12 protein-coding genes are annotated in these 11,801 nt (G+C 47.4%); 7 read left to right on the plus strand and 5 right to left on the minus strand.

All coding sequences use genetic code 11. From position 1 onward, the window contains the following. The 7 genes from ptsP to AB5H98_RS10600 all read left to right on the plus strand — a co-directional run. On the plus strand, positions 1 to 1,155 hold a 1,155-nt coding region (gene ptsP, locus AB5H98_RS10570), incomplete at its 5' end, for a phosphoenolpyruvate--protein phosphotransferase (protein WP_367925866.1). A 105-nt stretch (positions 1,156 to 1,260) separates the two neighbouring features. Continuing rightward, a complete protein-coding gene (locus AB5H98_RS10575; RefSeq protein ID WP_367925867.1) occupies positions 1,261 to 2,430 on the plus strand; it encodes an MATE family efflux transporter in 1,170 nt (389 codons plus the stop codon). Then, complete coding sequence (locus tag AB5H98_RS10580) at positions 2,415 to 2,588, plus strand: hypothetical protein (protein ID WP_367925868.1); 174 nt, start codon at positions 2,415 to 2,417, stop codon at positions 2,586 to 2,588. The genes AB5H98_RS10575 and AB5H98_RS10580 overlap by 16 nt, the downstream gene beginning before the upstream one ends. Before the next feature lie 95 nt (positions 2,589 to 2,683). Continuing rightward, positions 2,684 to 3,346 (plus strand): response regulator transcription factor, encoded by a 663-nt coding sequence (locus tag AB5H98_RS10585; RefSeq protein ID WP_367925869.1) that lies wholly within the window; start codon positions 2,684 to 2,686, stop codon positions 3,344 to 3,346. Next, on the plus strand, positions 3,343 to 4,338 hold the full coding sequence (locus AB5H98_RS10590) for a sensor histidine kinase (RefSeq protein WP_367925870.1): 996 nt from the start codon (positions 3,343 to 3,345) through the stop codon (positions 4,336 to 4,338). The genes AB5H98_RS10585 and AB5H98_RS10590 overlap by 4 nt, the downstream gene beginning before the upstream one ends. A gap of 74 nt (positions 4,339 to 4,412) precedes the next feature. Further along, a complete protein-coding gene (locus AB5H98_RS10595) occupies positions 4,413 to 5,096 on the plus strand; it encodes an ABC transporter ATP-binding protein (protein ID WP_367925871.1) in 684 nt (227 codons plus the stop codon). Beyond that, positions 5,093 to 6,895, plus strand: coding sequence for an FtsX-like permease family protein (locus tag AB5H98_RS10600; RefSeq protein ID WP_367925872.1), 1,803 nt, complete (start codon positions 5,093 to 5,095; stop codon positions 6,893 to 6,895). Before AB5H98_RS10595 ends, AB5H98_RS10600 begins: the two co-directional genes overlap by 4 nt. Before the next feature lie 30 nt (positions 6,896 to 6,925). Here AB5H98_RS10600 and AB5H98_RS10605 read toward each other — a convergent pair whose 3' ends face one another. The 5 genes from AB5H98_RS10605 to AB5H98_RS10625 all read right to left on the minus strand — a co-directional run. Next, positions 6,926 to 8,425, minus strand: coding sequence for an AAA family ATPase (locus AB5H98_RS10605; protein WP_367925873.1), 1,500 nt, complete (start codon positions 8,423 to 8,425; stop codon positions 6,926 to 6,928). Continuing rightward, the gene (locus AB5H98_RS10610; protein ID WP_367925874.1) at positions 8,422 to 9,720 is read right to left on the minus strand and encodes a VWA-like domain-containing protein; all 1,299 of its coding nucleotides are present in this window, start codon (positions 9,718 to 9,720) and stop codon (positions 8,422 to 8,424) included. The genes AB5H98_RS10605 and AB5H98_RS10610 overlap by 4 nt, the downstream gene beginning before the upstream one ends. Before the next feature lie 12 nt (positions 9,721 to 9,732). Further along, positions 9,733 to 10,677, minus strand: coding sequence for a leucine-rich repeat protein (locus tag AB5H98_RS10615; RefSeq protein WP_367925875.1), 945 nt, complete (start codon positions 10,675 to 10,677; stop codon positions 9,733 to 9,735). Between the two features lie 129 nt (positions 10,678 to 10,806). After that, positions 10,807 to 11,466, minus strand: coding sequence for an HD domain-containing protein (locus AB5H98_RS10620; protein WP_367925876.1), 660 nt, complete (start codon positions 11,464 to 11,466; stop codon positions 10,807 to 10,809). Next, a partial coding sequence (locus AB5H98_RS10625) for a holo-ACP synthase (protein WP_367925877.1) occupies positions 11,463 to 11,801 on the minus strand: 339 nt, incomplete at its 5' end. The genes AB5H98_RS10620 and AB5H98_RS10625, both read right to left, overlap by 4 nt.

The raw sequence follows: 11,801 nt of genomic DNA on the forward strand, positions 1-11,801 counted from the left end.
CGAACCAGTCATTCCGCGATTTTGGCGCGTACGCTGGGAATTCCTGCCGTACTTGGCATTGTGGATTTAATGAGCAAAGTCCATGAGGGAGACCAGGTATTGGTAAACGGCGGGACAGGGGAAGTAATTTTAAGTCCGAGTCCGGCGCAGACAGAGGCCTATCGTATCCAGCGCGCAGAGATCCTGAAAGAACAACAGATTCTTGCACAATATAGAGATCGCCCTACGGTAGATGCAGATGGTCGACGTTATGCACTATATGCTAACATAGGTTCACCGGAGCAAGCGTCACAGGCACGTTCTGGAGGCGCAGAAGGAATTGGGCTGTTCCGCACGGAATTTTTGTTTATGGAGCGAGCGACCGCGCCGGATGAAAACGAACAATATCGAGCTTATCAGGCGGTGTCCGATGCGATGAGTGACCGCGAGATTTTGATTCGTACGTTGGATATCGGCGGAGATAAGAATATACCTTATCTGGCCATGGAGCGCGAGGAAAATCCGTTCTTGGGCTATCGGGCGATTCGCTATTGTTTGGATAGGCCGGATTTCTTTTCTGTGCAACTGCGAGCACTTTTGCGCGCGGGTGCTAAGAACCGAAACATCCGCATTATGTTGCCTCTAGTCACCGGAGTTGAAGAAGTACGCGCTACACGCCAGCTTGTAGAAAAGTGCAAAGAGGAGCTTGAAAAGCGCGGTGAGCTGTTTGACCCATCTATTCAAATCGGTGTGATGATTGAAACGCCGGCGGCTGTTCAAATAGCAGATTTGCTCGCTCGCGAGGCGGATTTTTTCAGCATTGGAACCAATGACTTGACTCAATATACGTTGGCGGTGGACCGAGGAAATGCGAAGGTCGAAAATATGTATCGATTATTTCATCCTGCGGTTTTACGCGCAATTCGCCAGGTAGTCAATGCGGCAAAACAGGCGCACATCCCTGTGGGAATGTGTGGAGAGGCCGCAGCAGACCCTCGGCTAATTCCTTTGCTTATGGCTTGGGGATTGGATGAATTTAGCGTGAGTACCCCATCAATTTTGGCGGTTCGACATCGTATTTCTCAGTGGAGCCAAGAGCATGCTGTGCGCCTGGCGGAAAAGGTGATGAATCTTTCTTCGATACAGGAAATTGAAACAGAACTTGAAAAGGAATGAAAAGGCAGGAGAGAGCGCAAGACTCTCTCCTGCCTTTTTTAGGCTTGTAGAAAGAAAAAGTGTTTGATAAAATGGAGCGTGCGGATATTCTTAGGGGGTTGGATTGTGCAGAAAGATTTGACCGTTGGCAGTGAAAAAAAGGCGATGTTGCTATTCGCTGCACCGCTGATTCTTGGAAATATTTTTCAACAGCTCTACAATGTTGTGGATACTTGGGTGGTAGGATATTATGTTTCTGCTGATGCACTTGCAGCAGTGGGAACCTCTTTTTCTCTGCTTACCTTTTTAAATTCGATTCTCATTGGACTTTGCATGGGAGTAAGTGTTGCCTTTTCGATGTATTTTGGTTCGCATCAAATACAGCGACTCCGTCAAAGTATTTTTCTTTCGGGTGTTTCCATCGGTCTGGTTGCTGTGATAATGGAGATGTTCTTGCTGTGGACAGAAAAAACGATTGTTCGATTATTGCAGGTGGATCCAGTTATTTTTGATATGACACTTGAGTATCTTCATATTGTTTTTTGGGGGATTGTGCCGGTTTTTATCTATAATTTTTTTGCCGCACTTGTTCGAAGCATGGGCAACTCAAAAGCACCTGTTGTATTTGTTGCGCTGTCCGCTGTAATTAATATAGGTTTGGATATCTGGTTTGTAGCAGGCCTTAGAATGGGAGTGGCAGGAGCGGCCTGGGCGACGTTGATCGCACAGGTAATTAGTGCAATTGGAATGGCGGCTTATGCTTTTTTTCGAACGCCCGAACTGCGGTTGTGCCGTGAAGATTGTTCCTGGAATGGCAGCTTGTGGATGCAACTTGCAAATTATGCTTCTTTCACGGCTTTGCAGCAATCCGTGATGAATTTCGGAATTTTAATGATACAAGGTTTGGTTAATAGTTTTGGTGTAGCGGTTACGGCAGCTTTTGCTGCAGCGGTCAAAATTGACTCATTTGCCTACATGCCTGTACAAGATTTTGGAAATGCGTTTTCAACTTTTATTGCACAAAACTATGGGGCAAAGAAAATGAAACGAATTCAGCGGGGAATCCGCTTTTCAATCGCTGCATCCTGTATATTCAGCGCGGCTGTTTCGGTGTTCGTCTTTGCTTTTGCGTCTCAGCTCATGCGTATTTTTTTTCTGAGGGAGAAACCGAAATTTTACAGATTGGAATACAATATCTCCATATTGAGGGTGCTTGTTACATTGGAATTGGCCTTTTGTTCTTACTTTATGGTTTGTATCGAGGCGTGGGATGGCCCTCTATGTCGTTGGTCTTAACGGTCATTTCGTTGGGAACACGTGTGGTAGTTTCTTACGCGTTGGCGCCTTCAATGGGATATACGATTATTTGGTGGAGTATTCCGTTGGGTTGGATTCTGGCGGATATCGTTGGCTTTTGGGTATGGAGAAAAAAGAGACCTTTGCAAAAGTTTTGAAAAAGGGCTGTGGCTTTGCCACAGCCCTTTTATGACATTTTTGTCATGCACTGAACAAGGACGAAGAGTAGAATAAAACAGAGGGAGGGACCAAGGTGAGAGTGCTTATTGTAGAAGATGAGATGGATATTGCACAGCCTTTGGCTCGACTTTTACAAGCGGAAGGTTGGAGCATTGTTGTGGCGGGAACCGCTGCTGAGGCATTGGAAAAATTGGGGCAAATCAGGTTTGACGCAGTCTTGCTTGACTTGGGATTGCCGGACCAAAGTGGTTTTGTTGTGTGTAGGACTGTGCGAGAAATGGGAGATGCGGCAATTCTCGTTCTGACCGCACGAAGCGATGAAGACAGTGTAGTGCGCGCTTTGGAAGAAGGGGCGGATGATTATGTTATCAAGCCATTTCGTGCTCGGGAGTTGGCGAGTAGACTGCGCGCGATTCAGCGCAGACGCGCAGGAAAAAGAAACTATCGCTTTGGAACGTTGCGAATTGATGCAGATGCAGCACAGGTGTTTGAAAACGAAGTACCCTTGCCTTTAACAGCGCAGGAGTATCGCTTGTTGCTTTTGTTCGCGTCTAATCCCGGCTGTGTATTAGAGCGTGGTGTTCTGCTTCAGGCGCTTTGGGATTGTGGTGGCAATTTCGTAAATGATAATACCCTAACGGTAACAGTGAAGCGCCTTCGGGAAAAACTGGGGCACGAAGGTGCACGTATCAAAACAGTTCGGGGAATTGGATATCGATGGGAGGAGAGAATGTGAGTCGGGAGACAAAAATTCTTTTGATGGTACTCGCAAGCTTTTCTGTAATAGGAGGAGCGGCGGGATATTGGCTGGCGGGCGCTCGCTCCGGCCTGTGCGCGCTGGCTACCGGGGGCATGGGAATGATTGCTTTCTGGCTATATAGTATCGAGCGTTCCAAAGAAGTACACAGACTTTGTGAGTATTTGGCAGATGTATATGCAGGCAATCAGGTTTTGGATATACGCACACAGCGTGAAGGGGAATTGAGTGCTTTACGCAGTGAACTTTATAAAATTACCACGATTCTTTGCGAACAGAAAAAACAGCTTATGAAAGATAAAAGGCAAATGGCGGATTTTTTAGGCGATGTAGCACATCAGCTTCGTACACCCTTATCAGCTATTTTGTTGCAGACAGAGTTGTGGCAGGGGCAGGGAATTCCAGAAAACGAGAAAGAGGGGGGTGCCTTTCGCATTCAAAAGGCGGCCGAGCGAATTCGTTGGCTGGTAGAGCAGCTTTTGCGGTTATGTCGTCTGGATGCTCAAGTGGTCTGTTTTGAAAAGGCCAGTCATTCAGCATGTTTGCTTTTGCACGAAGCTTGCCGGAATATTATGCCTTTATGCGCTTTGAAAGGTGTGACTTTGGAGTGTAATGTGGAAGAGAGCATTCATTGCTTTTGCGATGCTTCCTGGACGGTACAGGCTTTGACAAATCTTATTAAAAATGCAGAAGAGCACACTGTTCAAAATGGCAGTATACGACTGTGGTGCGAGAGCAATGCGCTGTATACACAATTTTGTGTAGAAAATAGTGGACCAATGATACCTCAAGAAGAAATGCCGCATTTGTTTGAACGTTTTTGGCGGGGGAAAAATGCCTCTCCAACCAGCATTGGAATCGGACTTGCATTGGCAAAAGCAATTGTACAGGGACAGGGCGGAATGGTATGGGCCGAAAACGGAGCAAACGGCCCTTGCTTTTTCCTTCGTATGTATACAGAGCCTAGGTGATGAATTTGTCATGGTACTGTCACGAAATTGTCAGTTTCGCAGACTATTCTTAACACAGAAAGGAGTGGATGAAAGTGGCGTTTTTAGAGGTGAAGAACCTCAGCCGTGTCTATGGAAAAGGTGAGGCGGCGGTTCGTGCACTGGACAACGTTTCCTTCGAAGTTCCGAAGGGGCAATTTGTGGCAGTGATGGGAGCATCGGGATCAGGAAAGTCTACATTGATGCATTTATTGGGAGGAGTGGATCGGCCTACAGCAGGTGTTGTCACGCTGGACGGAGTTTCCCTTTATGAACAGAGCGAAGAGGCGCTAACTATTTTTCGGCGCCGCCAAATTGGTTTGGTATATCAGTTTTATAATCTGGTTCCACTTTTGACAGTGGAAGAGAATTTGGTCCTTCCACTTCTGCTGGATGGAAGAACGCCGGACTCCGCGCGCGTGTCAGACATGTTGGTGCGGTTGGGACTTTCGGAAAAACGAAAAGCATTCCCTGCACAACTCTCAGGTGGACAGCAGCAGCGGGTGGCTATTGGCCACGCGTTGCTCACGCGACCAGCGTTGCTTTTGGCGGATGAGCCTACTGGAAATCTTGATTCGGCAGCGGGCAAAAGTGTTACAGAACTGTTAGAGTACATTCATACCACCACCGGTCAGACAGTAGTGATGATTACCCATGATGAAACGTTGGCTTTACGTGCTCAGCGCATTGTACAGTTGAAAGATGGCCGACTTGTGAAGGATGAGGTGATCCGCACATGAAGGCGATGTTTCTGCTTACGTTTCGGCAGTTTATACGAGGTGGAGCACGCACTTGGTTCACTTGGATCTGTGCGGTGATTTGTGCAGGAATACTGGGAGCGGTATTGTTTGGCGGTGAATCTTTGGCGGCCGTTTTTGAACAGCAATCAGATCTTGCGCGGCCGGTTTTATTCCTCTCACGCTTGGTAATGGTGTTATTGATTCTGGGTTTATCAATGCTGCTGCGCAATGTGTTTCGGCTGTCGCTGTCACAGCGAACGCGTATGTTGGGACAATTAGCTAGTTTGGGAGCCACAAGACGCCAAATGCGGCAAAGCGTGTGGCTGGAGGCGTTGATTCTGGGCGCTTGCAGCATTCCTTTGGGGTTGGCGGCGGCAGCGGCAGGCCTTGCAATTGTTTTTTCCGTTCTTAGAAATGTGCAATCTGTAGCTGCACGCCCGTTGACATTGATGATTCGACCGCAGCATATACTTCTTGCTGCAGCTTGCGTATTGTTCACATTGTTTTTGGCCGCATGGGGAACGGCGCGCCGTGCGTCCAAACTAACGGCAATCGAGGCTGTGCGTGAAACCTATGCGATTCCAAAATGCCATGGCACAAGCCGTTTCCAAAACATTGCAAGGTTGATTGCAGCCCGAAGTTCCTCTGCCTATCACTACGGCACGAGTCAGACGGCCGTGGTTGCAATCTGTGTGTTTTTGGTGCTGATGACGCTGGGTTTTTCTGATGGAATGATACGCAGTTATATAGATAATATCCCTGAGTATAATTATCGAATCTATTTCTGGGTTCGTGGTGGCCATGAACCGGCGGATTTAGACCAATGCGTGCGCGATGCAGTCAAACGCGTAGAAGGTGGTAGAGTTTATTCTTCCGAAGATACCGGATTAATCTGGTACAAGGAAAACAATGCAGCCAAAATTTTGACTTTGGACGATGCCGCATTCAAAGAGTGGTATGGAGCAGAACTGCCGTCTTCGCCCGCGGGAACCTTAAGTTGTATTTACGCGGCGAATGCGGACCAAACACCGCTTTTTGAACCGGGCGAGCGCTCTTCGGACGGAACTTGTGTAGTGACGGATACTTGTGATACGCCACTGCCCGTAGGATTGCAGGAGCAAAATGGTTTTCCTTGCAGTTATTTTATTACTACTCAAAGCGCGTACGATTCGTTTCCGGGAAGATTACAGCGTACAGAGCGCCTTTTGCAGATTTTGGTGGAAACACAGGATGCAACACGGCTGACACCGGAAATTACGCAGACGCTGGAAGGCGTTGCCATACAGGAAACCAATCTTTCTTTATTGGGAAGCGACACAACCGCGTATATGATTCAGGATTTTACACAGACATCTTGGTCCTACACGATGACCTTCGCGGCGGTTGGATTATTGCGGATTTGCGGTTGGGGATTTGTTGTGCTTTTAACGGTTGGATGTACCGCGTCTGTGCTCAGTTCGGCCAGCGCACAGGCGCAGATGCGCAGGCGTGAATTTGCAATTTTACGCAGTGCCGGAATGACACAGCGCGAGTTGAGCCGAATGCTTGGAATGGAAGCGCGTCGGCGCTGCTTGGTAGGACTAGGCTTTGGCCTTCCCACCGGTATTGCGGTTTCCTTCTTTGTGCAAAAATGGCTGATCACGTTTTATAAGTTTTACTGGCTAGAGTGTTTGTGGATATCGTTTAGAACAGGTCTGGTAGTAGCCGTTGGCGCAATTTTCGTATGCTGGGCCGCACATCGTGTGGCTTTGAAAGCTGCATTTAGTGCTACGATTCGCGATGATTTGATGAGAGAATAAAAAAGGGAGCCGCTGTGGGCTCCTCTTTTTTTATTCCTCGCGAGCGGCGGCGATGCTATTAAGAATTTGGGTTCTTGTATCATCAAATAAAAGCGATTGATTATGACGGAAATATGCATCACAGCCAAAATTTTGAATGTACCAAGAAGTGTGTGCATTGGCGGTTAGCTCCGTTGCAAAAATGACCATCTCCTGGCTTTCGCCCAAGGCTTCTTCTAAAAAGGCAAAGGCGGCATTCAATTGAAAACCCGTTTTAGTAACCCATTCTCCGCGTATAGCAACCTGTTCTTGAAATAATTCGCGCACTCGTTCGAATGCTGCATTCTCCGGAATGCGTTCTTGTTCCAAAACATGTAAATAGCGTTCCAGATGTGCCGCTGTTCCGCGCAGCATGCGCTGTTCTTCTGGATCCGCATTTTGCGCCTGTAGCCGATGGATAAGACGTGTGTGGGTATTTTGCAATTCTGCCGAAAGCGCATCCGAGACAGAGGTGGCGGCCTGCTTTACACGGATGAGACAAGCATGCAATTCCTCGGTCAATTGCTCTTGGCGGCGACAAGCACAAGCGCTCTCTCCTAAACGGGCAATCAAAAGACCGAGCACACTCAGCTTCTCGTCAAAGGGGGCACTGCTCAGTTCGGCGGCGGAAAGTTTAGTCCAGTGTTCACTCAGAATATCTTCTATATGATAAATTTGACGATATTTGGCGTATAGTTCCAGATAGTTTGCAAAATCACGCGCAATGCGGGGAAGCTGAATGTATTGGCCAATGACCTCTCGATCCGGTTGAATGCCCATCTGTTCATAGGTGAGCAAAAGCTCCGAAAGATCTTCCCAGCCGCGCGCAGTGGCAAATTGGACGCCGTCTGCCGAAGCCTCGAAAGCGTAGAAATTCTCTTTGTGAATTTCCAGATAAGTGAGAATCGCACCATGAATTCCTTTTTGATAAGCGTATTCCTTCCAAACGGAAAAATCCTGTTCGACGTCGATTCGCTTCACCCGGTCCAGTGTCACTACGTCGAATTCTCGAACGGATTTATTGTATTCTGGTGGATTTCCGGCAGCTACAATGATCCACCCGTCGGGGAGTTTTTGATTGCCGAATGTTTTGCACTGCAGAAACTGAAGCATCATGGGAGCCAGAGTTTCGGAGATGCAGTTAATTTCGTCCAAAAACAGAATTCCTTCTCGCAGTCCGGTGTCCTCCATAGTCTGATAGACTGTAGCAAGAATTTCACTCATGGTATATTCGGTCACGGAAAAAGATTTTTCGCCAAATTTTCTTTCCTGAATGAAGGGGAGCCCGAGCGCACTCTGACGAGTATGGTGGGTGATGGTGTATGCTACCAGAGCAATGCCGGTTTCGTAAGCAATCTGCTCCATGATCTGTGTCTTGCCAATGCCCGGAGGCCCCATCAAAAGGACAGGGCGCTGGCGCATCACTGGAATGCGGTATTGGTCAAATTCGTCTTTGGCGAGATAGGCACGAATGGTGTTTTTTATTTCCTGCTTTGCCTGTTTAATATTCATACTGTATCTCCTTGCAATTCATTTTCATCCAAAAGAATGCGAATGCCCCAAGGGGGGACCCGCTCGGGAACACCCTGCCCGGCTAACATTACAAACGCCGCATCATAGGCAGGACGTTTGGCGGGATAAATCCCCAGTCCGTCGGTAAAGTAGAGAACGCCCCGCAATTTATGAAAAGCACCTTGTTGAATCAAATCATCTACGTGACGAAATACCGGTCGGAAATCGGTTGCCCCTTGTCCAGCCAGTTCAAAGTGCTCCATGTATTCTTCCAGTTCTGCCCGATTCGAAATGGACTTATCCACCCGGAGCTGGTCGTCACATTGCAGAATGCGTAGATGAAAAGTGCGAAAAAAACTTTCGTTTTGCTTTAAAATCCCATAAGTATACCGCAAAAAACGACGCACCAGCTCACCGGATGTGGACATGGAAGTATCAATGGCGATTACCAAATCACGAATGCGTTGTACTTCTCTGGTTTCCAGCGGTTCAATCAGGGGCATGTTTCCGTAATGGTGGAGACCGTACATATAGTAACTATAATCAAAGGTGTCTGGATCGATTCCGCTCTCTTCGCCCGTAATGGTAAAGCGTCGCAAAAATGCGCGATAATCTGCAGTTTCCTGCGTTTCTACTCGCAACTGCTCCAGTACAGCTTGCCCACCGCCGGCGGCTTCGCTCATTACGGTTTCCATACTGGTCTGCGTCCTCTGTGCGATTTTTTGCCAGGTTTGTTGAGGAGTTTCCTGCTCTTGCTGGGATGCTTTTTCCCAGAGAGCATGATCGTCCTCAAAAAATTCTCGCGCCAGAGTGGCTCTTTCGTATTCTTCTAGCGGATGGATGCGGAACGACCGGTACAGTGCCTCGGCCGTCAGTACTTTGTACTGCTTTTCGAAGCGTTGATAAAGTCCAAAACGGCGAGGACTCGGTGCAGATGCTAAGCAGCGGTAGCTCAAAGAATCCAAAATGTGTTCCACCGCAATATCACAGCATAGATCCCACAATTCGCCGTCTCGGCCTCTTCGCTTGATTGGGTGCAAAAGAACACAATGAAGCACAAGATGAAGATAGGCCCGGCATACAAGATTTCGCCCTTTTTCGTAGCGCATGGCAAGATAGCTTCCATTGAAAAATAAGTTTTGTCCATCGGTGGCGATGAAATCCGTATCTTGTTCATCGGAAAAGGGCAATGCACATAATGCAGCATCTAGAAAAGGCAGATTCAAGTATAATTCATTGCGGGCGGCCGTTAGGATAGAGCGTCCTACTTTGCGCCATGCATCAGATTGAGGCATAAAGAATCCTCCTCAAAGATCGAAGGTTTTTGTTTGGCATGTGCCTGTATGGTGCAGATGATTTAGAAGAATGCCAAGCATTTCCGTGTTTTTGTCCGTACGAGCAATATCACAGGCGGTTTGAAGGCAGTTGGCAGGGAATAATCCCAATGGAAGCATCCGAATCAATCCTTCGCTATCCTTGTTTTTTAATAGAATACGTAATGATTCGTTCGCATGAGAGGAGAGCAAAGACTCATAGCGTGCCCGATGAGTAGGAGAAAGGTCTTTTGGCCAACACAGCCTTTCAAGGCCAATCCGAACGGCAAAATCAAAATCTTGTGTCAAAATTAAGCGCTCCAAAGCGGCATCGTATTGGGAAAAACTCACTTTTCTACCATCAAAACACTGGCGGTAGGTAAAGCCGGCTCCTTCAATATGATATCCGAAAATATGCGGTGCTGCCAGTTCTTCGTATTCTTCGCTGTATGGTGGAAACAAAAGATGTGCTTGTTCTCCATCGATAAATTGCATTACACAGAGCAGTTCTCCATGGTGTTCGCGCAGCACACCTCGCAGACAACTGGTCCCATCCGCAGAGATTTTTGTTTGGAGTATACAGAAATTTACACAATTTAAAAACGCATCAGAACCGATTTCCGCCAATGATTCTCCTGCCTGCAGGTATTCCAGTGAGTGACAGTCATAAAAGGCATAGTCGCCCACACGGCGCATGCAAGATGGAAGAGTTAACCTGCGGATGGAAGAAGCATCGTGACCATTTTGACAGCCAGCACCGACACATACAGAGAATGTTTCACAAGAACCAGGAAGATTCGGGGCACGTCGAGCCATGGCGTAAGGGCCTAATTCGATTACGTGTTTTCCAAAAACAGTTTCAGGTAGGCGAACCACCGCATCTCGGGTCTCACATCGAAGAATGATAATGCCATCTTCCGATTCTCGGCACGTAAGCAAAAGGTTGTTTTCTCCATCCATTGCATCAATGAAACACTCTTTCCAAACAAATTTAAAGTAATTATACCATTTAAGGAGAAATAAGAAAAGGGCAAAAACGACCCCAGCCATACTTGGCTGGGTTCGTTTTTACAGGACACTTTGGCCATTTACCACTAGATGAAAACCGAGACCGAGTTTATCGGCTGCTTTCCTACATAAAGTCATCCGGTCAAGAAAAATTTCAAAATAATCCATCATAGGAGAAATTTTTGTGTCCAGTTGCAAATTTAGAATCACGGCTTTTTGCTCCATATCCAGAGTAGTGGAAGCCTTTTCCACCGCGTAGTTTACCCGATCATGAATATCGAAGGTATGAAGATCTTTGGAGCGCACACGGCTGCGCCGCACATCGGTTTTATCAGCTAAAATCAACGCGGCGGCTACGGGATTGACAGGGAAGGCGGTTCCTTCATCATGGTTTCCAATGGCGGAACAAACAGTTGCGATTTCATCCGCGGGCATTCCCAATTTGTCCAAAATGCGAAATGCCATTACTGCGCCCGATTGAGCGTGGTCTATACGGTTGATCACATTGCCAATATCGTGCATGTATCCTGCAATCCAGGCAAGTTGTTGCGTCCTTTTATCATATCCGAGTTCCGTCAAAATTTTTTCGGCAAAGTGAGCTACTCGTGTGACGTGCGCAAAGCTGTGCTCTGTGAAGCCAAGTGCATTCAATGTGTCATCCGCCCGCTCAATATAAGTGCGAATCTGCTCATTTTCTTTAATTTCCAAAGGTGTAATCATAAATGGTTCCTTTCCGATACATCAATTTGTTCCACAACCACAAAGGCGGTAGCAAAGTCGCCTTCGTGGGTGAGAGAGAGCAAGGCTCGCAAATGATTTTTTTCCATATGGAGTGCAGCAGCTCCACTGAAAGAAAAATAGGGTGCGCCAGCCTCATTGCGCAGTGCTTCGGCTTGGGACCAGATAAAACTGGACAGCCCTTCTCCCAAGGCCTTCCCAAGAGCCTCTTTAGCAGCAAAATTTGCGGCCACCGTTTCTGCACGCATCTTTTTACGCTCGAACATTGTCAACTCTTGCGGACCAAATACGCGCTGCAGAAACGAGTTGTGCTCCAT

This window comes from uncultured Ruthenibacterium sp. (assembly GCF_963558415.1).
Classification (GTDB): Bacteria; Bacillota; Clostridia; order Oscillospirales; family Ruminococcaceae; genus Ruthenibacterium.